Source organism: Tianxiuia mixotrophica, assembly GCF_050596425.1.
Classification (GTDB): Bacteria; Bacillota; Clostridia; order Peptostreptococcales; family Acidaminobacteraceae.
Genome location: NZ_CP192292.1, coordinates 3,241,633 through 3,266,811 on the forward strand (window position 1 = coordinate 3,241,633; position 25,179 = coordinate 3,266,811).

Genomic DNA, 25,179 nt, shown 5'->3' on the forward strand with positions numbered 1-25,179 from the left:
CCATGACAACACCATACTTGATAGATGTCAATGATAGGATTTTGAAATAAATAAAGCCATGAAGGAAATTGATTTTCCTTCATGGCTTTTGCTTTATAGACTTCTATCAATTAAAACTAAACCACCTAAACACTTGCTCTAGTCTAGCTCTTAGCCCTGGGCAAATCCCTCTACCACTGGAGCCTTTAAAATCTCTTGATCTATGGATTTATTGACTCTTGAAAACAAAACATAAGTGGTGATAAGGGTTAAAAAATCAGCCACTGGCTGAGATAGAAGTATTCCCCTTACACCAAACACTCTTGGTAAGACTGTAATTGCAGGGATTAAGAAAATGCCTTGTCGTGCAACAGACAGCAACATAGCCTCCCGTCCCTTTCCAAAGGCTTGGAAAACACCATTCCCTATAACCATATATCCAAAAAAGGGCAACATGATAGACTGATAGCGCAAAGATTTTGCTCCAAAAGCAATCACTTGAGGGTCACTCGAAAAGGCGCCCATGATAGGGGTCGCAAAGACAATGAATATGAGGCTGGCAAATATATTGAATGCACTTGTGACCCGGATGGAAAAAGAAATCGCTGTCTTAACTCTTTCCTGGAGTTTAGCACCATAATTGTAACCAACCACTGGCATGAAGCCCTGCAGGTATCCAAATGTCACATAAAAAGACATGGCTAGCACCCTCATACTCACCCCCATTGCTGCCACAGCTTGGTCTCCGTAAACCATTGCAGCTGAGTTGATCAATCCTAGGGATAGACTCACAAGAACTTGTCTTAAAAGTGTTGGAATGCCTATTTTGAAAATTTCTGAGTACATTTCAAGAGTGGGTTCAAACTTAGATAATTTTAAATGAACCTGACACTGCCCCCTAAAGTAGTAGGACAGAAGAAAAACTGTTGAAATCACTTGTCCTGCAATAGTTGCAATGGCAGCCCCTTCAATGCCCATATTCAGTGTAAAAATAAAGATTGGATCAAGAATCATATTGATAATGGCTCCAAGGGACAGGGCCAACATGGAAAATGTTGCTCCCCCTTCAGCTCTAATCATATTATTCATGGTCATATTGATCATTGTAAACACAGAAAATGCCACCATTATTTTCCCGTAAGACAGAGCATATGGCATGATGGTCTTTGTCGCTCCAAACACTTTAAGAACAGGTTCTAGGTTTGGGAGGACTATAATTGTAAAAACCAGGGCAACAAGGATTGTTGTTATAAAAGCAGTACTGGCTGCTGACTCAGCCTTGTCATGATCTTTAGATCCTAGAAGTCGAGATATATAGGAATTGGCACCCACTCCAAACATCTGTCCCACTGAGCCTATGAGCATAATCAATGGAAAAGCAACAGACACGGCTCCAATAGCGCTGGTGTCATTCATCATTCCAATGAAAAGCGTGTCCACAATATTGTATATGGCTGTAATAAGCATGCCAATAATCCCAGGCACTGAAAGCTTTAGAAGGACTTTTTTAATATTCTCTTCTCCCATAAATTTTGATCTTTTATCCATTCATTTCATCCTTTTTCTTTAGCAAGACACTTGGATAGTAGATCCTAATGGCTTGCTGACCCATGTTCACCCAGTATAATATCTAAATAATTTCCAATAAACTTGATATTTTCTTCCCTTTGACCTGTATGATGTCTTTGAAGCATCCAGAATGATCCAATAAGAACATTCGCCAGTCTTTCAGAATCGTCAATTTTACTTTTCAAGTTGTCATGGGCATTGATCATTTCAATAACCATGTCCTTGATTCGGCTCATATAATGATCCAGTTTTTCTTCTGTTTCATTGGCCACATTCTTTTTCTTTTTCTCTTCTAAAACAACCCTTCCCCCAAGACCTTTTCTGTTTTCAACTTCAATATACATGGTCTCAAAGAATTTTTTCATTCGCAGGTTTAAGCTTATCTCTTCACAAAGAATTTCATTTAGAAGGCTCATGGTCTTATCCCATGAGTCTATGAGAACGGCCTGATATAGGTTCTCCTTGCTGGAAAAATAGTTGTATACTGTACCGCTAGCCACACCGACAGTTTTAGCTAAGAGACGTATATTTACAGCATCATACCCCTTTTCAATAAAGAGTTCTTCAGCGGTTGTAATCAGTTTTGACTCAATATCATTAATAATTTTTGGCATTTCAACCTCCTTTATGAACAATGTTCATTATACAAAACCATTATATGAACGCTGTTCATATAAATCAAGCTTTGTTACAGTCTTTTAAATTATTTTAACCTGCTGATAAAATGCACCGAAACTTTCAAATCTTAAAATCTGGTTAAAGTATATGAAAAAACTTACATTTGCCCACGGCTTCCTCTATAATTGAACATAGAATAACAACTGGAGGCCTTTATGCTATTTAAAGACAAAAAACGATTCATAGAATATCTGACTATTTTTTTCGTCGGGGTGATCATCACATATTTAATAATCAGCCATTTACCCAATATGCAAAACATGGTCGGCGACTTGCTGGCCGTTTTAACCCCTTTCTATATCGGGTTTGGAATTGCCTATATTCTAAATAGGCCTATTAGTTTCATAGAACGTAAATTTAATGCAAAAAGAGGGTTTGTCATTGCTGGAACCTATATTGGTCTTCTTGCTTTTATAGCCACATTTTTAAGTCTTATGCTCCCGCAAATTGTTTCTAGCTCTCTACGCCTGGTTTCAGACATCACAGCCTGGGTCACTACTCAAAACTTTGACATAGCCCAGTACAATTTGGGACCTATTGAAGGTATATTACAGGATAATCTTAATAAAATGGCTGAAATTCTCAGCACTGTGTCAAACATTTTGCTTGAGAATCTGACAAAAATGCTTGTTTCAGTTTCATCTGCTCTCATGACCACTGTTTTTGGCATCATCATTTCTATCTACATGCTGGCTGATAAAGAGAGTATGATGAAACTTGGTGCAAAACTCATTCACGCCTTTTTTAACGAGAAGAGAGCCCAGCGAATTGTTGAGTTTGCAGGGAATGTAAACAATATTTTTTCCCATTTCATCTCTGGTCTTATCGTTGAGGCACTCATTGTGGGTTGTCTGGCTTTTATAGGTCTTTCCATATTGAATGTAAGGTATGCCCTTGTCTTAGCTGTGATTATATGTTTTACAAATGTTATTCCCTACATTGGTCCTTTTATAGGCGCTGTGCCTGCCGTTGTGGCCACACTGACCTATGATCCTGCAAAGGCATTTTGGGTTTTAATATTTATACTTGTTCTCCAGCAGTTTGACGGCAACTTAATTGGTCCGAGGGTTATGGGCAATTACATTGGCCTTGCTCCAATTTGGATTATTCTTTCCATTACAATTGGTGGTGGATTTGCTGGCATACTGGGCATTATTCTTGCCATTCCAACTGGAGCCATACTTAAAATTGTCTTCACTGAACTTGTTGAAAAGCAGGAATCAAAACGAGCCCAGTCTCAAACGCCCCCTTTGTCAAATGACAATTGATTGACAAAAGGGCTATGTCCGCACAAACAAAACCCCAGTTCTTCCTATTTTGAAGGAGGAACTGGGGTTTATTTATGACACGCTTAATTTAATAGAGGCATTTCTATTCTAAACTCTACCCCCTGGCCCAGGCGACTTTCACATTCTATATGACCGCCTGCAATATTGACGACCATATTGTAAATACCACTTAATCCCATACCGTAGCCTTCATTAGCCATATCTGACTTTGCAAAAGGCTCAAATATATTACTGGCAATTTCTTCAGAAATGCCCATACCATCATCCCTATAAATCAAATAGACTTTTTCAACGTCACAATGCATTTGAATCTGGATTTGACCATGAACATTGTCTGAAAAACCATATTTAATGCTATTGTTTATTAGCTCAATGATAATTTGTTCAATAAATGTTTCATAAAACTGCATGTCTGCATTTTCTTGTACGTCCGTATCTATTTTGATATAGGTCGATACATAATTATAATTGGACTTAACTATGGCCTTTTCAACTTCTTCAGTGAGATTGATGGGACCAATGCTTTCAATATCCCGATATAAATTTGTTGACTTTAGTGACTTCATAACCGTGTCAATTTGCTTTAATTGATTCTGCACAGCATCTGCAGAATGGATAACACTCTTTATATATTCTTTTAATAAGCCTTGTGTGAGGCTATGTTGTGAAAATCTCTGAAAGGTTTTTTCGCTTTCGCGGTGGAGATAAGATGTGGCAATCATGCTGTTGCCTATGGCTGTATTGACCTCATGAGACATACGTATGCCTAAGTCATGGACAGCTTTAAAGCGTTCTGCAATAACAAGTTGATTTTGAATTCTATTGAGTTCAGCAAGGGTTTTCTTGAGAGATTCATTGGATGCATTCAGCTCATCAGTCCTTTCCATAACTCTTTGTTCAAGCTCTTCTTGTGTTATAGAAAGTTCTTCTGCCATGAAAACAATATCTTTTTGAATAAGACCAAATTCATCATTTCTATCTTTTTCAAACTTAACGGAGAAATCATTTTGTGCTATCCCGTTAAGGACATCACGTATTTCTTCAACGGGCTTTGATATACGCTTTGAGACAGGTATAGCAAACCAAACAGAAAATACAAATATAATCACGGTAAAGGCTAGGAACTTGTTCTTTCTTTCCGTAATAGCCTTGAAAGCTTCAATCGTCGGTATTTGAACGATGACAGTCCATTCGCCTCGATCTGTCACATTATAAGAAATAAGCCGCTCCTCACCGCCTTGTTCTGGTTCAAAAATATAATTTCCACTCTGCTTGTCTTTATCAAAGAAAATGTCTGTCAATTCATTTAAATCCATCAAATCCGTAAAAGTGTCAATCTCAGGATGGGCAATAATCTTGCCTTCTCGGTCTAGTATAAGACCGTATCCATTTTCACTAATCTCCACATCAGCAATAACATCAGATAAATAGGATAAATCCAGACTGGCTCCAAGAACACCAATTATCTTATTTCCATTATAAATAGGTATAGCCACAACACTTATAGGGCGCCCTGTGCTTCTCGAAATAATGGCACTTGAAATATAGACCTCTCCTTCGATGGCCTTATTGAAATAAGTCCTGTCAGAACGGTCTCCTATGGTTTCAATAAAAGATGTTTTGTAGATTTGATACCCCTTTGAATCCATGACATACATCTGAGACACAAGGTTTATCTCGTCCACGGCTGACTTCATGATTTCATCCATCTTATCCAGCTCAAAACGTCTTAAAGCATCCAGTTTTGAGAGCATGGACAGATGTTCCACAACAGCCTCTGTGTGTAGGTCGACCGTACGCTTGATCATCTGAGTGTAGTTTCGATTCCTTTTAAATGAATCCTCCCGCATTTCTTCCATCACAGAGCGATTCACAAAATGAAACATCAAGGCCATGGAACAAAATATGAAAATTATAATTAAAATCATCACTTTGCTTTGATAACTTTTCATTGCCTGATGTCCTTTCTTAAAAATTGGATTGAATCTTTGCTATCTTAATACCCCTTTTCTAGGCTAAGTATACTATAATTCCCCTCCTACTTGGATATTAAGTAAAAGGGGAAGAATCGGTCATATCTACTATTCTGTTTTTATAAAAGTCAACTGTTTCTAAAAGATCTGCAGGCATATTATGTTTTACTTTAAAGCCAGCCTGTGTCAATTTAAGCCTTGACACACCATACTGAAAATCATGATTTTTCCGATCTTCCACATGTGTCATTAGATTATGAGGCTTTTGAAGGATGTCCAGTATCTGTCTTACAATATCAATATTTGTTGTTTCATAACCTGAGCCTATATTAAAGACGCCACCAAAATGATTGTTTTCGATAAGAAAAAGTATGGCACGTGCGTGTTCTGAACTGTATATCCATTCCCTCTTCTGCAGACCACTCCCATATATGGGAATTGACTCGTTTTTTATGGCCTTTAATACAGTCTTGGATATGAGTTTTTCTCCATGTTGCCAGGGACCAAATGTATTACACCCTCTCGTAATAAGGGCCTCAATCTTCCCTTGTTTCACATAGGTTTTTACAATTTCTTCAGCTTTGACTTTTGTCATAGCATATGGATTTCTTGGTGCATAGGGACTGTCTTCACAAAAAGGTTTCCCGTCTAAGTTCTGCCCGTAAACCTCATCTGTAGAAACTTGGACAAAATGTCTGACGCCATATTTTATAGCCCCTTTAATTAGGGTTTCAACACCATCCACATTGGTTTTATAAAAAGCACTGTCATCCACTAAACTATTATCCACATGGGACTCTGCAGCGAAGTTTACAATACATGCAGGTTCATACTTTTTGAGAACTTTATTCACAATCCAACCATCAACTATATCCCCTTTTACAAATGTATATCGCTTATTTAGCTCATGTGTCTTGATCCGGTCAGGTTGGGCCGCATAAGTGAGTTTATCCAGGCAGACCACACGATCCCCATAGCCCTCACTTAATAATAAGTCTATAAAGGCACCCCCAATGAATCCCGCACCGCCTGTTACTAGGATTGTTTTATCTTTGCACATGTAATCACCTTCTTGTTGTCAAATGCTTACTTAAAGCCATTTATATAGTTTCTGATTTTTTAGGAAGGCATTTATTAAAGTTTTGTTATCCATAAGATACCCGCCTTCATACTAATAATAGAACAGCCCTCTGTCTCTATCAAGCACGAAAAATCCAAGTTCATAAATAAAAGGAAGGTGCCGAAGCACCTTCCTTTTATAATAGGTGATAATGATTCACCTATAATTATATTAAAGGAGTAAAGAACAAGCTTTTAAATGAGCTTTCTTGTATACGCTTACTGAACAACTGTAAAATCCTTGTTGGTCCAACCAAGTGGTGCATTGGCTCCAACACCCATACCGCCATTCAGTGATACAGCGTCAACACCTAGTAGTCTTAAAGCCGCTACGGTTTGACCTGCTGTTTGACCTGAGTAGCAGTAAACCACAACAGGCTTGTCCTTTGGAAGTGAATCAAATCCATTTTCCATGCCTGCACCCCAAGGTAGGTTAGAAGCGCCTTCTATATGACCTGATTTAAAGTCTTTTTCACTTCTAATCGAAAGTAGATAAAAGTCCTCATCCGACTGCATCATTTCATTTAAATTATCTTCTGATACTTTATAATTTTTAAACTTTGAGTCTTTTACTTCTGCTAGACCTGCATAGTAGTCATGAAGTGCTGATTGGATAGATGAATCAATTTCTGTTACAACTTCTGAAGGCACGTTGGCATCAGTCGTAATGGCAGACTCATAGCCTTCCACCTTAGAAATACCAAAATTAAAACCTAGATTAACACTTCTTGCATTAAATCCTGCTATGTTTAGGGTGTGTACAGCTTGTCCTGCTGTTTGTCCTGAGTAGCAGTATACAAATAGCGGTTTATCCTGTGGCAGTTTTACAAGAATATCGCTGATCGCTGTTGTTCCCCAAGGGGCATTCACTGCGCCCTTTACATGACCTTTTTCATAGTCAGAAGCACTGCGAATATCAAGAACCGTCATGTCTTCACCGGCCTCAACCATCTCAATGAATTCACCTTGGTTAATCTTATAGATGTGGTCTGGCATATTTGCAAAATAAGCCAGAATTTCGTTTTCTAGTACATTCGAAACAGTTTCATAACCCTTGTTTGTCCAGCCCAGTGGTGCATTGGCTCCAACACCCATTCCGCCATTTAGGGAAACTGCCTCCACGCCAAGCAGTCTTAGGGCCGCTACAGTTTGGCCTGCTGTTTGACCTGAGTAACAATAAACAACCACAGGTTTATCTGTTGGAAGCTGGTCAAATCCTTCTTGCATACCTGCGCCCCATGGTAGGTTTTGAGCACCTTCAATATGACCATTTGCAAAGTCTTTTTCACTTCGAATAGACAAGAGATAGAAGTCTTCGTCTGCATCCAACATAGCCTTCAGATTGTCTTCTGAAACCTTGTAGTTTTTAAATTTTGTATCTTTGACATCAGCTAGACCTGCATAATATGTATGAAGGGCCTGTGCGATTTCAGGGTTTATGTCTGTAATATCTTCTGTGACAGTGACAGCTTCTGTTGAAAGAACCTCTTCATAGCCGTCCACTTTTGAAATACCAAAGTTAAAGCCCAAGTTTACACTTCTTGCATCAAATCCAGCAACATTGATCGTGTGTACGGCCTGTCCTGCTGTTTGCCCTGAATAGCAGTAAACATATAGTGGCTTGTCTTGAGGCAGCTTTGATAGAACATCGCTAATTGCAGTTGTTCCCCAAGGCGCATTAATGGCCCCTTGAACATGACCTTCAGCATAATCAGCTGCGCTTCGAATATCAAGGACTGTCATGTCCTCACCAGATTTTACAAGTTCAATAAAAGCATCTTGCTTGATCTTGTATATGTGGTCTGGCATGTTTTCAAAGTATGCCATAATTGATTCTTCGAGTGCTCCTGTAGATGCTTCTTCTTCAACTTGATCAGTGTCTTCACTTTCGCTAGACTCTGTTGTTTGTGACTCAGCAGCTGGTTCCGTGCTCACATCCATTGATGTTTCTTGTGCTGGTTCACTGCCACATGCACTCATACTTATTGAAAGTACAAGGACTAAAATTATCGATAAAAGTTTCGAATAATTTTTCATTTTTCTCCTCCTATTGTTAGGCCTGATTTTACTTAGATGCATCCTCTTGCTTTTGTAAAAGATCAATCGTGTTTAACTCTTGTTAGGACAAAAGTTTGTTAAGCAGTTATCATTCACCCCTACAATGCTTCTCCGATTGAACTTCATGTATATTATAAACACGAATTCTTGCGGAGTGGTTATTGGGAAACATTATGCTGTATCGATATTTCTTAAAGCAAGCAAAGAGGACCCACCGCGTACTGCATGAGTCCTCTTCACTAGCTTTACCAATCATATGAGACAATGAAACTTAAGAGCCCAGCTGATTCATAATTTTATCTTTTATCTTTTGAGGCCAGGCTTTTTTAACTTGGTCGATGACAAGTCCATGCCCCGCCTTGTTTAAAACCAAAATTCTATTTGACAAATCCATGGCTTCCTCAACGTCATGTGTGACAAACAATATGGTGGTTTCTGTGTTATTATGGATGCTTTTTAACAAGCTCTGCAGAGCCTTTCTTGTGATGGCATCCAGGCTTCCAAAGGGTTCATCCATTAATAAAAGCTGGGGTTCTAAAAGCATGGCTCTTGCTATGGCAACGCGTTGCCGCATGCCACCAGATAAGTCCGCAGGGTATTTGTCCATATGCTCTTGAAGGCCAACCATCTTCATTAGAAATTCTGCCCTTTTATGAAAGTCTTCTTTTGTTCCATTCAATCTCTTAGCATCCTGTCCAAGTAAGGGCAGAAGGACATTTTCAAAAGCGGTTTTCCAGGGAAGGAGCTGATCAAGAGACTGAAACACGATTCCTGTTGTCATGGCATCGGGTCGCTTCCATTCCCCCTTTAAGCATCTTGGTTGACGCCCTTTCTTATCCACCCCACTTGTAAGTCGGAGCAGGGTGGTTTTCCCCACACCAGTTGGTCCCACTATGGAAATAAAGTCTCTTTTTTTTACATCCAAAGTCAAATTGAAAATATGAGGGGTCTCAAATCCAATATCACACCTATCAAATACCATGATTGTTTGCGACAACTGAACCACCCCACTTTCTCAAAGTTCTTCTCTCAACCATGTCAAACAGAAGGGTCTCAACAGTTAAACCTATAGCCATGACCGCAATAAGTCCTGCAAACATGCCGTCCGTATTCATAAAGACCCTATTTTTGAATATAAACCAGCCAATGCCGCCACCATCTCCTATGGCGCCGAATATCATTTCCGCACTGATCAGTGCACGCCAAGCCCTTGCCCAGCATGTCTTCATTCCAGAAAGTATAAAGGGAAGCATAGCAGGCAGCATTATGTGTTTCCACTTATCCAAGGTCTGTATTTTATAACCTCTTGCAAGCTGTTCGTATATCTCTGGAAGGTTGCCACGCCCCGCCCTTATATTAATATATAGGGGCCATGAAGTCGCGTGGACCAGCACAGCTAGAACCGCCTTGTCCCCAATGCCAAACCACAGCATAAAAATCGGGAGGACGGCTATGCCTGGAAGGGGATGCAGTAAAGTGCAAAGACGGTTTGTAATTTCTTCAAATATTCCAGAGCCTTCAGAAAGGATTAGAAGACCCATGACAAGGAGTGATGACAAGGTCATGCCCTTTATAACAATTAAAATAGACCTAATAATTTGACCCAAGAGATCATCTTGTCTGAAGGCATCTTTCATTGACAAAAGCACATTGACAGGCCCTGGCAAAATAAGATCAGAGTATATTCCAAGCCAGTAGACAAGTTGCCATAAACCCAGCACAAAACCTATAAAAATCACATTTGTTTTAAAGTTTTTTGACATACTAAGGCTCCCAAATCACAGGCTTTTCTTTGATGGTTTCATGGATATAGTCCGCTTCAATCATGAAGTCAATAAAAGTGTCCATACCTTTTATATCCGTCTCATAGACCATGTTTTTTTCATATATATAATCTTTTAATGTCTCTGTTTCAATGCCATAGGCTTTAGACAATATATCTAATGTTTCCTCTGGATTTTCTTGCATAAAATCTATGGATTTTTCGAGGGCATTTTTTATGGCTAGAACCGACTCTGTGTCTTCAGCCATTTGCTCACGCACCGTCCCAACAATAAAGGTAAAAGGACCACCAAAGGCCTCCTCGCCTGATATAACCTGCCTCATGCCTCTTTTTTCTTCCTCAAATATATAAGGTGGTGATGTAAAATGCAGGCTAATGTCTGATCCTGAAGTCAGCATTTGAACACCATCAGGGTGTTTTAGGCTAACCAGTTGGCTGTCAAAAGCATCTGACTTCCCCATTTCTCTTTGGGCTGCCATGGCCAGGAGTATATGCTGAATACTGCCTGGTTGAGGCAGAGCAATCCTATCTGCCACCTCAATATCCCTCAGTTTCTCAATAGAGCTTTGACTTGTCATGAGACCCAAAGGTGCCCTTGAAAGACCAGTAAAGACCTGCCAGTCCATACCATTTTCAAGGCCGATCAAATAAGGAGGAATCCCCATAAAACCAAAATCCAGTTCATCAGTTAATATGGCTTCACGGATAGCCGCCGTGTTTCCCAGCTGCACCCACTCAACTTCAATGTTTTCATTTTCCAGCTCAATAAGCCTTTTCTCTTCCATTATGGTTAAGGGGGCATATGCCAAGCCAAACTGTCTGGCAATTTTTATTGTCCTTACGTCCTCTGCATGTTCCAGCCCCGCTTGCCTTTGCTGACAGCCTGATAGAAACATTAAGGTCAGTAGTCCTATTATGCAAAGTCTGATTGAAAGATTTTTTCTAATTTGATTTTTTTCCACTAACGATTCCCCCTGCATCCTTTTATAAGAAGGTTGTCCCCATCTTTTGAAATGATTTTAAAATGCTTATAAAAGTTAGATATTTTGTGACATATGTCTTTTTCATTGTCTCCATAAATCAAACAGAAGCCAGCCCTGGCTGAAGCGTTCTCCGTTTGTGGCACGCAGTCTCCCACTTTGTAGTGACAACGAAAATCCGCCACGCCCTCCATTTGAAGCACACAGTCTTTGCCTGTGATCCTTTCGATGCTTCCTGGCTGAGCAAAATAGAGCTGAACACTGAGACAAGCCGAATTTTTTCTAAAGTCATAGGCTTTTAAAACATCTGTTTTGACTGGCTTTCCTTGGGCAATATTTAGCTGTTCACCCAATATGTCAAAGCCAGTAATTTTGGGTATGAACTGGTCTTCATAAGCACCGCCAATTCGACAAGCTATTTCATTGACAAGCATGCCCTCCTTGCCCACCAGAAACTGAAAATATATAGGTCCATTTTCTATTTCAAAAGCGTTTACGATTTTTTCTGTTAAGCGCTTTGCTGTATCACCATAATTTTCTATGTGAACAGATGGATGTTCATGGGATACACAAACACCAATTTTATTGTCTTCTGAAAATGTCACACGGTCAGTCATGGTCAAAATATAAGTCTCACCATTTTCAACCCAGCCACTCACTGTTACTTCCTGATTTTCATAATAAACTTCCAGGACGGCTTCTTTGGTTTTTGAATGCTTAAGTGTCTCACCAAGACCTTGTAAGACATCCTTGTGGCTGTAGACCTTAAAAATTCCCCTTTGTCCCTGGGAGTCCACTGGTTTTAAGACCCCTGGATAGGAAAACTTCTTAAGGCGGTCTGCCAGGTCCTGGCTCAGCAAATGCTCTTGTCCTATTATTATGTAGTCTACTGAGGGAATACCATGCTTTTTAAAGACCTCTTTCATATGCTTTTTATTTGTAACATAGAGGGCCGTCTTAGAATTTATTGGCGTTGGCAAATCCAGAGTTTCAGCCACTCGAGCCGCTGTTAAGACGGGCTGATCTGTGCCCACTGTTAAAACGGCTTCAATATTATGGGCTTTAGCTTCATGCAAAGTGTCTTCATAGGAAAATGTATCTGCAAGGGCTGTATAGGTTGCCAGATCTTTTCCTGGTGAACTTTCCAAATAATCACTTACTAAGACTTGATCTCCTCTGTTAAGTATTCTTTTAATGGCATACAGCTGATTTGTTCCGCCACCAAGCATCATGACTTTCATTTTTCTCAACCCCTTCATGGCCTTTTTTAACAACGCTCTCCACTTCAAAAGCCTTGTTCTTGCTTGCCAAGACCCCTTCAAACAAGGGACTCAAGTGTCCATAATAGGCCTGCAATTTCAAGTAGAGTTTTGCCAGTTTAAACAAGTTGTAATTTGAACTGCCCTCCTTGCGCTCAGAATAGGGCAGAATCACATTTGAAACCCCATTTGATTTTTCAAGCAAGAGACAAGAAAGATAGATAAAAGATTTCTCTTCATCCACACATGTTTCTGTTAAGATTCTATCTATAAGACTTCTTTGTATGGCTCTAAAACTGCTGACACGCAGACCCTTGAGCGCCTTATACTTTCTCTTGAAAAACCGAGCCGTTAGTTTTGATCCTATTTGGCGACAGAAGCCGTCGTCCCGTGTTTCAAAAACGCCATACACCAAATCCCTCCCCGCCTTCATTTGACAAAGTAAGCTTGGAATATGATGCGGATCATGTTGAAGGTCGTCATCCATGGTTATAACCACATCACCGCTGGCATAATAAAGGCCACAGTAAGTGGCATTTTGTTGTCCATAATTCTTTTTTAGTTGGATTCCCACTACATTTTCATGCCGCCGACATAAATCTTTTATAACTTTAAAACTCTCATCAGGGCTTTTATCATCCACTAGAATAATTTCATAGGCCTGGTTGTTCAAGCCATTTATCATAGTGTCATCTGTTCGCTTGACCAGTTCCTGAAGTGTCTTACCACCACAGTAAACAGGCACAACAATTGAAAGCATATGCCTCACCGTCCTCATTGGTTGACCCATTTCCATTTTTCTTTAACAATTTACAGAATATCCTTTAAGACAGCCTGTGTCCGCTCGATAATATGCTCCACCTCTTTATCGCCTAATTTACTATGCAGTGGGAGTCGGATCAGACGGTCAAAAATTGTGCTTTCATATGCCAAAACCTCTTTATCTGCTTTTAACTTCTGTCCCATTTCTGACATGTGCAGGGGCATGAAATGTTTTCTAAGAGGTATCCCGTTTTGGGTCATGGCTTGATAAAAGCGTCTGGCCTTTTCTGTCGATTTAAAAAGAACATAGTATAAGTGACCATTGGACACAGATTTATTAGAGCCTTGACCAGATGCTTGATCCGAATTTTGTTCAAATTCCAATTCAAAACCTTTAAAAAAGTCACTTCCTCGCATTCAAGGTTTGAAAATGTTCTTGTATAGGCTTTAATGATCTCCCTGCGTCTTTCCATTCGCATCTCAGACGTTTCCAACTGACCACGAAGCAGGGCCATTAATATATCTGATGGCACATAGCTTGATCCATATCCCTTCCATTCATACTTGGCCGCTTCACCACGCATAAAGGCCATACGATCTGTGCCTTTTTCAAGAAGTCTTTCTGCCTGAGAAATCAAACCGTCCTTGTCCTTATTAATAACAAGGGCGCCCCCTTCTCCCGACACATCATTTTTTGTACCATGAAAGCTATAGCACCCCATATGTCCAAAAGTGCCTAGTTTCTTGTTCTTATAGACAGATCCATAAGCCTGGGCCGCATCTTCAATGAGGATGATTTTTTCATCATCACAGTGCTCAGCAATGGCATCTATGTCATTGCACACACCTCCGTAGTGGACTGCTATAACAGCCCTGGTTCTCTTTGACGTGTACTTCTTGATTGTACTAAGGGAAACACAAAGGTTGTTTTTCTCTACAGGTATTAAAATCGGTGTGGCACCCACCGCCAAGACCGCATTGGCAGTTGAAGGAAATGTATAGCTTGGAAGAAGTACCTCATCCCCTTCTTTTATACCGCCTAGTCGGACAGCCATTTCCAGAGCGTGGGTACAGGACGTCGTCATTAAAACCCGCTTGGCTTTGAGCGTCTTTTGCAAATATGATTCAACAGCCAAGGTGTTGGGCCCCCGTCCTGAAATATTGCCACTTCTTAGGGCGCTTAAAACATACTCTTCTTCTAGCCCGCAAACATCTATATCGTGAAACTTCATACGCAACCCTTCTTTTTTACAGTTAAACGAAATCCTTTTCCATAGGATTATGTTTTGTTATACTAATCTAAAAGTAAATCAAAGTAACCTATATGTTTTCTAAGGAGAGCCCCATGATTAAACTCGATTGTTTTGGTGAATTCTGTCCCATACCCCTGTTAAAAATTCAAAAAGAACTTAAGAATATAGCTTCTGGTGACTCTTTGCTGGTTGTCACAGACCACAGCTGTGTTCTCGAATCCATAGAAGATTACTTGGAGCGTATCCCTTCAAGCTATGATGTCGATGAAGTTATGAATGGTGTCTGGGAAATAACAATCACCAAGTTTTAATTAAAGTCACTAGCAAAATCCTTCTCGTCCAATCTGAACAAGGGTTTCAATAGACTCTTTGACTGATGCATTCACCTTATTTAGGACCTTGCTGACAAGGTGGATGTCATACTCCATATTGAGACCTTTCACTTCTATCAATTTGTACCGTTTTTCATAAAGTTCCCTTTTAACGGCTGTATAAGGTAAAAACGAAATGCCATAGTTGTTCTCAATAGAGGCTTTAACAGCAGATATGGAATCCACATCAAATATGATATTCAAATCCTCAAAACTGAGTCCTGCCTGTAGAAGCTCACGACTTAGGCAGGAATTAATACTCTCAATATTTTTTAGTGTGACAAACTCATAATTCAAGAGGTCTTCAAAATCAATCTTGTCAGGAATGTCGTGGTTAAAGGCAGATACAAGAACAACCTTCTCAACCCCTATTCTGTGGATATTGAGTGACGGGTCGTTCACACTCCCGTTAATGAAGCCTAAATCGCAAATATCATTTTGAATGTCACGCAGGGTGTTGTCATTACTGCTTGATATAAGTTCATACTTATGGTTTGGATACTTACGTTTCACCCTGTAAAGAATACAGGGCAAGGAGTAGTTTACAAGGCTCCATGTTGCATTGATACGGACAGTGTCCATTTTCTTATCTATACTTTCCATTTCATCAAGCATTTTTTCATAATTCAATATAATGTTTTCTGAGTATTTTAAGACAACAAGACCCATGTCTGTCGGAAAAACACCTTTATTTGATCTGTTGAGCAATTTATATCCAAGAGCATCTTCGATACGATTGATCATTTGACTCAGCGCGGACTGAGAAATATGTGCTCGACTAGCAACCTTTGAAATGCTTTTGGCCTCAACAACTCTTTGAAAAAGCTTTAACGAATCAATGTTCATATCCTTCCTCCTAATCATATTATCTATATCATCCGCCGTCGCTATATTAGCAATACTTATAACGGAATCACGATTTTATATTAACAACCCTTTATTTTCAAGCTTTTAGTTACATTCTATATAAAAAATGCTTATAGTGGCGATAAGTTTTTGTGATATTGCTTCACAATTACTAATGTACCTCCTTTTCCAAATTGATGATAGAATGGACTTATAATTTTGTTAAATGTGTATCAAGATAAAAAGTGTTCTTAAATAGAATCTCTATGAGGTGATGATCATGTCCGAATCGACAAAAACACCCAGTGAACGATACCAGTCAAAAGGTCCTACAACACGTACAAAAAGAAAACCTAAAAAAAATCAAATTCCAATTGGGCTTCTAGTGGCCTTATGTTTAATCGGCATTGGCATAGCCTTATCTAGCCAGTCAGCCATGTTCGGATTTTTCTGGATGACAGGTATAGCCTTTGGATTCATTCTCCAGAGATCCAGGTTCTGCTTTACAGCGTCCATGCGAGATCCCTATTTGACAGGTGGAACGGGTCTAACCCGTGCAGTTCTTATAGCACTGGCACTTACAACCCTAGGTTTTACAGCTATCAAATATGGATATTTTACCCAGGGACTTCCCATTCCAGGTATGAGCTATGTTGTACCCATTAGTTTTGCAACCTTAGCTGGAGCTTTCATGTTTGGAATAGGTATGGTTATTGCTGGTGGTTGTGCCTCTGGCACACTTATGCGCGTTGGCGAAGGCTTCGTTATGAATATGATTGCCCTTGTTTTCTTTATTATTGGTTCTCTATGGGGCGCTCATGACTTTGAGTTTTGGAATGACAATTTTATTGCACGCAGCAAGGCAATCTTCATGCCTGACCTATTTGGATGGTTTGGGGCCCTTGTCATTCAGCTGACGATTATAGGCCTTCTCTATATTGCAGCCGTGAAATACGAACAAAAAAGATCCCAATGTTAATAAAAAGAGGTTTTTAATATGAATGAAATTATACTAGAATGTTTTAGTGAAATTTGTCCCGTCCCTCTTGTTAGAACTCAAAATACGCTTAAAGAGATGGAAATTGGGGACGTCCTAATCGTTCAAATTGACCATAGCTGTGCCATGATAAACATTCCTGACTGGGCACTGACAAATGGTCACAAGGTAGAAACTGACGAAGTCAGTGACGGTGAATGGGAAATTACAATTACAAAAATGAAATAAACTCACTTACAAAGTAAAATCTCTGTATCGGAGGTGCAATTTTGAAAATAGCAAAGGCTTTTTTTGATAAGATCAGGGACAACGAATTTTATAAGCAGTGGTTTCATAGTCCTTATACCTATGTGGTAGGGGCCGTTTTATTATCTGTTTTTCAAATCATCACACTGGCAGTAACAGGAGAACCATGGGGCGTGACAGGCGTTTTAACAAATTGGGGCGCCTGGATCTATGAAGCTTTCGGCGGACAAGTTGATTCTTGGTATTACTTTTCAAGCACAGATGCCAAAACAACTTTTGAGTCTGGGTTATTAAATCATCCAGGTTCGATGCGTAACCTCGGTGTTATTGTCGGTGCCTTACTTGCAACACTTATGGCATCCCAGTTTAGAATCAAAAAAATACGGTCAAAAAAACAAGTTGTCACCGCAGCGCTTGGTGGCCTATTGATGGGCTATGGCGCTCGCATAGCATTTGGCTGTAATATTGGTGCCCTATACGGTGGCATTTCTTCTCTTTCCCTTTCAGGATGGGTATTTGCCATCGGGATGTTTGGCGGTGCCATCGTTGGCAGCAAGCTCCTGGTAAAATACTTTATGTAAATAGGATGACCACTCAAATATAAAACCCCAAAATGACTTGCCTGACTTAAAATAAATTTAGATCAGTCCAATCCATTCGGGGGTTCTGTTTCCATCATATTCACTATGAAGCTGTAAACCTTATGCAGGTTAAATTGATCAGGTTAAAAACATTTCATACTGTGACAACTTATTTTTCTCCATTCCCATATGTTTGCAAAAGCTCTGCATAATCGCATTATTGGTTAATGTCATACGTACACTTTCAAAACCATCATTTTTAATGGCTTCAGCCAAAAGGGCCATTCCAATGCCTAATCCCCTGTAGTCAGGCTGAACATGGAGAAAGAAAACATGGCCTTTATAAATTGCACAAGCGCCCACAATGCTTTCGCCATCATAAGCCTCATAATACTGGGCCTCTAAAGTTTTAAAGTATTCAATGTCCGATTGCCAAGGCAGGTGCAAGTCAAAAAGGTTTTTTCTGTAGGATAGCACATCATAATAGCCTGCCCGCTTTACCTTATAGTCTTCTCGAATGGGAAGGATGCTCATTTTTGTAAGAGCATCTTTTTGTATGTTGTAGTAGGTCAAATCATAGATTTTTTCATAGCCAATTTTTTTATATAAGGCGATTGCCCTATCATTGCCTACAATCACTTCAAGAAACATTTGCTTACAACCACAAGCCTGACCCATTTTCTTGTGTAGGTCCATAAGCCTCCCTGCTATGCCCATGCCCCTATGTTCTGGATGAATGCACATAGTCCCGCAACGCATGGTTTTAACACCATTCATAAGTCTTATGCCACCAAGTATCAGGCCAATGCCCTTGTTTCCATCAAGAGCTATATATGAGAGCTCCTTGTCATTGCCTTCTGGACCGAAGAAATGCTCTAGCATTTGGTCCTTCTCCATAGTGATGTTGACCATATAGTCTGAGAAGCCTCCGTCAAAAGCTTGGAAAATCTGATCATCACTCACTTCACTACAAAGTTTATAGTTTATCAATTCTTGCTCCCCCATTTCGATTAAAATACAAACTACACCACAAAAAACTTTTGGTCTATCTGCCTCATTAATGGTCATATTAAGTCATCACGCCCGCTCTACACAATGAAAAGCAGGCACCAATTGTTTCATGATGCCTACTTAGCCTTTCTTTAGTCAATGATAAAACCAATTCCGACTTGAACCTACTGATTCCAAAGTTTTAAAGGTGTCTTCCACTGAGTTACCCATTTATATCCATTTAAGGAATCCGCATAAGGATTAAAGGTGTCTTCTTCCTGACTTAAATAACCTTCTGTAAGTTTGAATTCATAGTCCTCTCCAGCATAGTCCCCCCTGATTAGGATGTAGAGTGTGGTGCCTGTACTTGTGGAAGATGTTTTAAACTGTGTTCTTGAAGCATACCACTCATCATAGCCCAAACTTGAAAATGGCTGACTTTGAAAAGCAGCCATAACCGTATTGCTGCCCCACTCATTTTGTAGCTCCAGTGTCTTATTCATTGGGTTCTCACCTATGAGAAAGGCATTGACTTTATTAAATGATTTATACATAAAATCAAAGGTATAGGCCTTGCCCGGCTCTACTTGATACTCGTATAACTGGTAGGCTGTGGCGTAATCGTCTATATAAGCATCTTTCATATTTATGGTATCCATATCTAGGGATGTTGTAAACATGTAAGTCTGTCCCATTGTTAAAATCGAACTGTCTTTGCCATCTGTTATTTGGGCGTTGTCCATGGCTGTATCCATAGAAGTGTCCATAGAAGTGTCCATGGCACTATCAGCATGGTCTTGAGTATCTTCACCTGAAGTCGCTTGTGTACTTGTGACATCTGCTTCATATAAATACACAGGCACTTCAAGCACACCACCCCATGTGTAGCCATTTCTATCAGGAACGTATGGGTTTTGTGTTGAATTATTCAAATCATCATCACTGTCTTTAGGTGTTTTTAGCATGAATTCAAAACTTTTGTTGGGGTTCTCAAAACTACATATGATATAAAGATCCGTTGAAGCGCTATTGGATGCTATTTTAAAGTTTTTTCTGAAAACATCAATATTGCTTTCACGCGGTGCCCAAGGCTGTTGAAAGTACATAACAAACCCATTAATGGTGTCATTTACATAATTATAATCATCTGCAGAAGGAGAAATCCCTGTGGCATTGATATTCATATACCCTTGCCCTAGAGGCATTTTCATATACAAGGTATAGTCTTGTCCCTTTTCAACATTGAATTTATAAATTTTCATATAAGGGGCATAAGAGAAATCAAAATTAGACTGCCACTGGTCACCGTAAGTTGACAAGTCAAAAGGACTAGAAGGGGCAGTGACCTTTATCCATTCATTGATGCCGCCTGTTTCAAATCCTGGCGAAAATCCAAATGTCATAGACCCGCCACCGAGTGCCATAATTGCAATAAGTAAGACCACCATAATTCTGCTTATTTTTCGACGCATAATACCCACCCTTTCTTCTTTGGCCATTCAAAGCCCCCCAAAATTCAAACAAAAGAGACACCTTCCCCTTAGATGTCTCAAATCGTTTAATAGTTATGTCTTTATATTGTTACCCCTTTTTCAGGAGAAATAGCAAAATCAGGCGATGTTGCCCTCTTGGGACGTCTTCCCCTTCTTTTTCTTTGCATAGACAACACATGCCTTTGCAAGAACGGTGGTCGTATCAATATAAGTTTCTGGCATTTTTAGGCCCTCTATGATAAGAGGCAGTTCCGTACACCCCAGTATAATAGGTATGTTTTCCCCCCCCGGTTTCCTTGTCAATAAAATGAGAGAAAACTTCTTTTTGAGGAACTTCTCCGCTTTTTTTCACCTCATAAATCCACTGCATCAATGCGTCCTTTCCCTCTTGGCTAGGCGTTATCAGCTCTATGCCGCGGGCGTTTAGGGCAAAGTTATAAAGTCCCGCTGTATAGGTGCCTTCCGTGGCTAAAAGAAGGGCTTTTCTCTGTTTGCCATGGTGTTGTTTAAGATAATCAGCGGTCAGTTCGATCATATTGAGAATAGGGATATTCAGAAAAGCCTGTATTTGACTAATAAATTTATGCGCTGTATTGCATGGCATGGCTATAAAGTCAGCCCCCATATATTCTAGTCGTATGGCAGAACGGATCATTTCCCTTGTTGGATCTTTGCCCTTTCCCAGTATATATGCCGACCGATCCGGTATTTGTGGATTATCATCCATTAAAATTCTTATATGGTCTTGGTCCGTACTGGCATTCGTCATAAGAATCACTTTCTTGAAAAAATCTGCGGTTGCCAGGGGGCCCATACCTCCTAATATGCCAAGTTTCATAATATAATGCCTCCTCATTTATTTTCTATAAATCAGGTGCTTGTAAAATTGTCGATTTACAAGTCACATAAATAAGTAGGCGCAATTTACATGCCAATTTAAAATGCCACAAACAGCCCATTCGAGGTTCCATCACCTGCATAAAAGGGTTAATTAGTAACCTGTTTAAAACCCATTAAAACTTCCTTTAATCCTTGGGGCTTTTTGCCGCGAATTAGAACACGACTCAACCATGCAAGTACTCGACAAGAGCTTGCCCCCGTTCTGTTAGTTGACTCCCAGTTCTCCCTTTTCTTACATCAATCAGCCCCTTCTCTTCCAAATCAAGGAGCAAACCTCTCAAGTTGGCTTCGGTTAATGGGAATCTGTTTTCTTTTGCAAACGCATAGAGACCACGACGACCTATAGGACCTCTTTGTGCAATGGTTTTAATGACCCATTTCTCGGATTCACTCAGAAGAGATTGAATAAGTTCTCTTTCACCTTGCACATGCTCCTCTCTTACAATCAGTGGAAGATCCTCTATTTCAAGCGGGGCACCAGACTCAACCACATGGCTTAAATACTCTGCTAGATTGGCAAGTTGACGAATGTTTCCAGGCCACTTGTAATTGTCTAAATACGTTAATGTATTAGGTTTTAAATATTTTGATAAATCCACTTTTTTCATTTGGATCATTTCCATATGCATTTTTAAGAGGTGGCGAATGTCGTCCCTTCTTTCCTTGAGTGACGGCACCTCAAGGGGCAGAACACAAATTCTATAATATAGGTCTTCGCGGAATTTTCCCGCAGATACCAGTTTTTTTAAATCCTGATTGGTTGCTGCTACAATACGTACATCTATAGGGATTTGTGTACGCCCCCCCACCCGACGCACTTGTCTCTCTTGTATGACTCGAAGCAAGCGCGTTTGAAAACTTATGGGGGCATCGCCTATTTCATCGAGAAAAAGAGTTCCACCATGGGCTGTTTCAAACAATCCAGGTCGTCCACCTTTTTTTGCCCCAGTAAATGAACCTTCTTCATATCCAAACAATTCAGACTCAATCAGGCTCTCAGGAAGTGCCGCAAAATTGACAGGGACAAAAGGGGCACCTTTACGGCTGGATGCCATGTGAATGGCTTGGGCCAAGAGTTCCTTGCCCGTACCACTTTCCCCCTGTATCAAGACCGTCGCATCACTTTTTGATATACCCTTTGCCAATTTTAAAACCTTCATCATATTGTCAGACTGGGTATGTATATCCCTAAATCTATATTTGGCTGTGTGAATGTTTTGCCTATTCTTTCTTCTCAGTTCATGCTCCATTTTTTGAATGGCATCAGCATCTTCAATGTTAATAATCATGCCCGTTTGATTTGTATCAAGTTGAACTTCTTTTGTGTAAATAATGCAGGGTTTCCCAAACACATCAATTAGATGTTTTTGGGAAGGGGCTTCCAAGACCTTATCCATTTGAGGAATGACTTTCCGAAGGGGTTGACCTATAATCTCCTCTACCAGTTTGCCTGACATTCTGTAAAAGGCCTTGTTCATGAGAACGATACTGTTCTTGTCATCAATATACAAAATACCTGAGCTTGAGTGGTCAGCCAAAACTTGAAAACTATCCTTCATTTCAGAAGCGTCTTTTGCCGCCTGAGAATATTTTTTTACAAGGGAGAACATATCCCTCACATAGGTCGATGATAGAGTCGGCGCCACTTCATCAAGTATATCCAGGGCTGATGCCACTTCAACAATTGTGGTCAAATCTATTTGCCTTGTGCCAATATCAATAGTTTTTTTCACACAGTCTGGCACCAAATGGGCTTCGCCTGGCGTTATGGCCACTGAAAGCTTTCTATATGTTTTTACGCCCGGATAATAGGGGTAAAAATTCACTTGGTTCAACCCAAGTCCCACCAACTGTTTAATGGCTATGTCCGTTGTCTTTTGATGGTCGTTGACAAGAAGCACATCTGTGTTCTCTGGCAAATCCATAAGTTCATACAGGCGCTTAAAATCCACAACCCGTCTGGCACGTATACATCTTGTATTGGGTGGAATCATAGACGACACATCCACATCTTCCATCCACTTGCCCGTGTCTAAGACCAGGGCCTTTGAAAAATCTATGTCAAAAAGCCCATCTTCAACACAGATGGGCTTGACTTGAATATACTCTCCAAATAGGGCTTGCATATCCCTTGATATGTTTTGTGCGGTCTGTCGACCATGACTTAATACGTAAAGTTTTTTCATGGCTTGACCCCTCTTATAGCTTTTCTAAATAGGACTTTAAATTTTCTGGATACCCATGTCCTGTACTTTCCATAGTGATAAAGTTTGCCTGCATGCCGAAATCCGCCAGATACTTAACCAGCCTTTGTGCTTCCTTCATACAGGTCTCATCCTCATCTCCAACCAGAATGGAAATTTTCTTCAACTGGTTTAAGACTGAAAGATCCTCTTTTTCATCTTTTATATATGGCAACCATGGCCCAAAAAGAATGAGGTGGTCAGGTCGAATATTTCTCCTCGTTACAACATCAACAACCACAGTTGCGCTCATAGAAAAGCCTACCAGTGTCCAGGCCTTTACATCGCTATAAGCTTCCATCACCTCTTCTAGAAGATCCATGGTGTCTTCAATGGCCTTGTCTCTATCCTTCCAGTGGTAAGCGTCATGGAAATCGGGTTGACCTGACTGGAAAAAAACAGTCAGGGCGCCATCAACAGCTTCTTCTGGCCATGCCCCTTTTGTAACCCTTGCATTTTCATGATTTCCATGAAGTATAATGTAGCCCTCCTCATGATGGCCCTCTCGAACATGCAAGACTGCTTGTCCAAGACCAAGGGATTCATGCTCCCGCCGTCTATTCATTTCAACGAGACCTTTAAACTTCATGCTGTTCTTTAGAAGGTCTAGGTCTGGATCGTCCACCAGTTGACTTGTCTTATACCAAAAGCCTTTTTCTCGAATGGCTTTTTCAAAAATATCCATTGCCAGTTCTTCATCACCTTTTAAAGCAGCAATACAAAATGCAAAATTATCTATTTGAGAATCTATACCATTGACTTCATCCCTATGGTCATTTAAATACTTAAGTGCTTTATCATATTCCTCTTGACCATAGTACTCAAGAATTTTATGTAAAAATGAATGATATGACCGCGTCATAAACACGTCCTTTCCAATACCTAAATCCGACTTGTACTTAATTCGATGTTTATAGGCCACCTTCCTTCAAAAGTGTTACAAATTTTCTGACAAAACCCACTTTACCTGCTAATTATTTTTACAAATTAAAAGCTGGCTCATATTTCGAGCCAGCTCACACATGTTTTTATCCTATATAGATAGACCCATCTTTTCTAATGAGGATTCTTTCATCATCACGATTTCAGGGCGCCTGAATATTATATTCATAAAGGTCAAGTATTTGCCCCATCATATGCCCCGCCTAATGCGTGTTTCCTGTAGGGTACTGAATATCAGCATCGAATCTGCTACATGCCTCAATGCAAGTTTCTAGACCAGCTGTAATCATCTCCAGTGACATGCACGGCACATTTTTTTTATTAATGACCTGTTGCGGGAGAAAGGGAACATGTATAAATCCACCCTTTTTCTCTGGAAAAACATTTTTTATCATATGCATTAGTCCGTATAGGACATGGTTGCACACATATGTCCCTGCAGTATAAGAAATTTCTGCTGGTATATTTTTTTCATGCAGGGTTTTCAACATTCCTTTTAAAGGCAGGCTAGAAAAATATGCGGTTTCACCATCCGCATAAACAGGTGTACCAAGGGGCTGATTGCCTTCGTTGTCAGGAATCCTTGCCTCATTTAGGTTAATGCCGACCTTTTCAAGAGACAGTCCAAAACGTCCTCCCGCTTGACCAACACATATAATCACGTCTGGATTATGGGTCTCAATAGACTCGGCCAGTACTTCAAGTGACTTGTCAAAAACCGTGGGAATTTCCTGCTTGATAACCTGCCAGTTATTCACGACGTCCGGTAATGCTTTAATGGCTTCAAATGCTGGATTAACGCTTTCTCCACCAAAAGGGTCAAAACCCGTAATCAGTAATTTCATTATGTCCTCCTATTTATTGGAAT

General features: G+C 40.0%; 24 protein-coding genes. 5 read left to right on the forward strand and 19 right to left on the reverse strand.

Annotation, left to right across the window (positions count from 1 at the left end; genetic code table 11):
* Positions 1-150: 150 nt before the first annotated feature.
* Positions 151-1,527, reverse strand: coding sequence for an MATE family efflux transporter (locus ACQ4KW_RS14185; RefSeq protein ID WP_430883140.1), 1,377 nt, complete (start codon positions 1,525-1,527; stop codon positions 151-153).
* Between the two features lie 44 nt (positions 1,528-1,571).
* Positions 1,572-2,162, reverse strand: coding sequence for a TetR/AcrR family transcriptional regulator (locus ACQ4KW_RS14190; RefSeq protein WP_430883141.1), 591 nt, complete (start codon positions 2,160-2,162; stop codon positions 1,572-1,574).
* A 219-nt stretch (positions 2,163-2,381) separates the two neighbouring features.
* Between ACQ4KW_RS14190 and ACQ4KW_RS14195 the strand changes: the two genes are divergently transcribed.
* A complete protein-coding gene (locus ACQ4KW_RS14195) occupies positions 2,382-3,494 on the forward strand; it encodes an AI-2E family transporter (RefSeq protein ID WP_430883142.1) in 1,113 nt (370 codons plus the stop codon).
* Positions 3,495-3,577: 83 nt separating this feature from the next.
* On the opposite strand, the gene ACQ4KW_RS14200 is transcribed toward ACQ4KW_RS14195, so the two are convergent.
* The 10 genes from ACQ4KW_RS14200 to ACQ4KW_RS14245 form a co-directional block, all read right to left on the reverse strand.
* Positions 3,578-5,467 (reverse strand): cache domain-containing protein, encoded by a 1,890-nt coding sequence (locus ACQ4KW_RS14200; protein WP_430883143.1) that lies wholly within the window; start codon positions 5,465-5,467, stop codon positions 3,578-3,580.
* A 97-nt stretch (positions 5,468-5,564) separates the two neighbouring features.
* Positions 5,565-6,548: a dTDP-glucose 4,6-dehydratase gene (locus tag ACQ4KW_RS14205; protein WP_430883144.1), complete on the reverse strand. Its 984-nt coding sequence runs from the start codon at positions 6,546-6,548 to the stop codon at positions 5,565-5,567.
* 278 nt (positions 6,549-6,826) lie between these two features.
* Positions 6,827-8,644 carry a rhodanese-like domain-containing protein gene (locus tag ACQ4KW_RS14210; RefSeq protein ID WP_430883145.1) on the reverse strand — a complete coding sequence of 606 codons (1,818 nt, stop codon included), beginning with the start codon at positions 8,642-8,644 and terminating at the stop codon, positions 6,827-6,829.
* A gap of 292 nt (positions 8,645-8,936) precedes the next feature.
* Positions 8,937-9,662: an ABC transporter ATP-binding protein gene (locus tag ACQ4KW_RS14215; protein WP_430883146.1), complete on the reverse strand. Its 726-nt coding sequence runs from the start codon at positions 9,660-9,662 to the stop codon at positions 8,937-8,939.
* A complete protein-coding gene (locus ACQ4KW_RS14220) occupies positions 9,637-10,428 on the reverse strand; it encodes an ABC transporter permease (RefSeq protein ID WP_430883147.1) in 792 nt (263 codons plus the stop codon). Before ACQ4KW_RS14220 ends, ACQ4KW_RS14215 begins: the two co-directional genes overlap by 26 nt.
* A 1-nt stretch (position 10,429) precedes the next feature.
* A complete protein-coding gene (locus ACQ4KW_RS14225; RefSeq protein WP_430883148.1) occupies positions 10,430-11,410 on the reverse strand; it encodes an ABC transporter substrate-binding protein in 981 nt (326 codons plus the stop codon).
* On the reverse strand, positions 11,410-12,669 hold the full coding sequence (locus ACQ4KW_RS14230) for an ATP-grasp domain-containing protein (protein WP_430883149.1): 1,260 nt from the start codon (positions 12,667-12,669) through the stop codon (positions 11,410-11,412). Before ACQ4KW_RS14230 ends, ACQ4KW_RS14225 begins: the two co-directional genes overlap by 1 nt.
* A complete protein-coding gene (locus ACQ4KW_RS14235; protein WP_430883150.1) occupies positions 12,620-13,477 on the reverse strand; it encodes a glycosyltransferase family 2 protein in 858 nt (285 codons plus the stop codon). Before ACQ4KW_RS14235 ends, ACQ4KW_RS14230 begins: the two co-directional genes overlap by 50 nt.
* Positions 13,478-13,497: 20 nt before the next feature.
* Positions 13,498-13,779, reverse strand: coding sequence for a DegT/DnrJ/EryC1/StrS family aminotransferase (locus ACQ4KW_RS14240; RefSeq protein WP_430883151.1), 282 nt, complete (start codon positions 13,777-13,779; stop codon positions 13,498-13,500).
* Positions 13,707-14,681: an aminotransferase class V-fold PLP-dependent enzyme gene (locus ACQ4KW_RS14245; RefSeq protein WP_430883152.1), complete on the reverse strand. Its 975-nt coding sequence runs from the start codon at positions 14,679-14,681 to the stop codon at positions 13,707-13,709. The genes ACQ4KW_RS14240 and ACQ4KW_RS14245 overlap by 73 nt, the downstream gene beginning before the upstream one ends.
* 113 nt (positions 14,682-14,794) lie before the next feature.
* Between ACQ4KW_RS14245 and ACQ4KW_RS14250 the strand changes: the two genes are divergently transcribed.
* Complete coding sequence (locus ACQ4KW_RS14250) at positions 14,795-15,013, forward strand: sulfurtransferase TusA family protein (protein WP_430883153.1); 219 nt, start codon at positions 14,795-14,797, stop codon at positions 15,011-15,013.
* 9 nt (positions 15,014-15,022) lie between these two features.
* Here the strand turns inward: ACQ4KW_RS14250 and ACQ4KW_RS14255 are convergent, their stop codons facing one another.
* Positions 15,023-15,919 carry a LysR family transcriptional regulator gene (locus tag ACQ4KW_RS14255; RefSeq protein WP_430883154.1) on the reverse strand — a complete coding sequence of 299 codons (897 nt, stop codon included), beginning with the start codon at positions 15,917-15,919 and terminating at the stop codon, positions 15,023-15,025.
* Positions 15,920-16,199: 280 nt separating this feature from the next.
* On the opposite strand from ACQ4KW_RS14255, the gene ACQ4KW_RS14260 reads away from it, so the two are divergent.
* Genes ACQ4KW_RS14260 through ACQ4KW_RS14270 form a run of 3 tightly spaced genes read left to right on the forward strand, consistent with a single transcriptional unit; the run spans position 16,200 to position 17,743 of the window.
* Complete coding sequence (locus ACQ4KW_RS14260; RefSeq protein WP_430883155.1) at positions 16,200-16,898, forward strand: YeeE/YedE thiosulfate transporter family protein; 699 nt, start codon at positions 16,200-16,202, stop codon at positions 16,896-16,898.
* An 18-nt stretch (positions 16,899-16,916) separates the two neighbouring features.
* A complete protein-coding gene (locus ACQ4KW_RS14265) occupies positions 16,917-17,144 on the forward strand; it encodes a sulfurtransferase TusA family protein (RefSeq protein ID WP_430883156.1) in 228 nt (75 codons plus the stop codon).
* Between the two features lie 41 nt (positions 17,145-17,185).
* On the forward strand, positions 17,186-17,743 hold the full coding sequence (locus ACQ4KW_RS14270; protein ID WP_430883157.1) for a YeeE/YedE thiosulfate transporter family protein: 558 nt from the start codon (positions 17,186-17,188) through the stop codon (positions 17,741-17,743).
* A gap of 138 nt (positions 17,744-17,881) precedes the next feature.
* On the opposite strand, the gene ACQ4KW_RS14275 is transcribed toward ACQ4KW_RS14270, so the two are convergent.
* The 6 genes from ACQ4KW_RS14275 to pcp form a co-directional block, all read right to left on the reverse strand.
* Complete coding sequence (locus tag ACQ4KW_RS14275; RefSeq protein WP_430883158.1) at positions 17,882-18,733, reverse strand: GNAT family N-acetyltransferase; 852 nt, start codon at positions 18,731-18,733, stop codon at positions 17,882-17,884.
* A 185-nt stretch (positions 18,734-18,918) separates the two neighbouring features.
* Entirely contained in the window at positions 18,919-20,232 is a 1,314-nt protein-coding gene (locus tag ACQ4KW_RS14280; protein ID WP_430883159.1) for a hypothetical protein, read from the reverse strand.
* 196 nt (positions 20,233-20,428) lie between these two features.
* Positions 20,429-21,064: an aspartate/glutamate racemase family protein gene (locus ACQ4KW_RS14285; RefSeq protein WP_430883160.1), complete on the reverse strand. Its 636-nt coding sequence runs from the start codon at positions 21,062-21,064 to the stop codon at positions 20,429-20,431.
* A gap of 226 nt (positions 21,065-21,290) precedes the next feature.
* Positions 21,291-23,312 carry a sigma-54 interaction domain-containing protein gene (locus ACQ4KW_RS14290; protein WP_430883161.1) on the reverse strand — a complete coding sequence of 674 codons (2,022 nt, stop codon included), beginning with the start codon at positions 23,310-23,312 and terminating at the stop codon, positions 21,291-21,293.
* A gap of 13 nt (positions 23,313-23,325) precedes the next feature.
* A complete protein-coding gene (locus tag ACQ4KW_RS14295; RefSeq protein WP_430883162.1) occupies positions 23,326-24,231 on the reverse strand; it encodes a hypothetical protein in 906 nt (301 codons plus the stop codon).
* Positions 24,232-24,514: 283 nt separating this feature from the next.
* The gene (pcp, locus tag ACQ4KW_RS14300; protein ID WP_430883163.1) at positions 24,515-25,156 is read right to left on the reverse strand and encodes a pyroglutamyl-peptidase I; all 642 of its coding nucleotides are present in this window, start codon (positions 25,154-25,156) and stop codon (positions 24,515-24,517) included.
* Between the last annotated feature and the right edge of the window lie 23 nt (positions 25,157-25,179).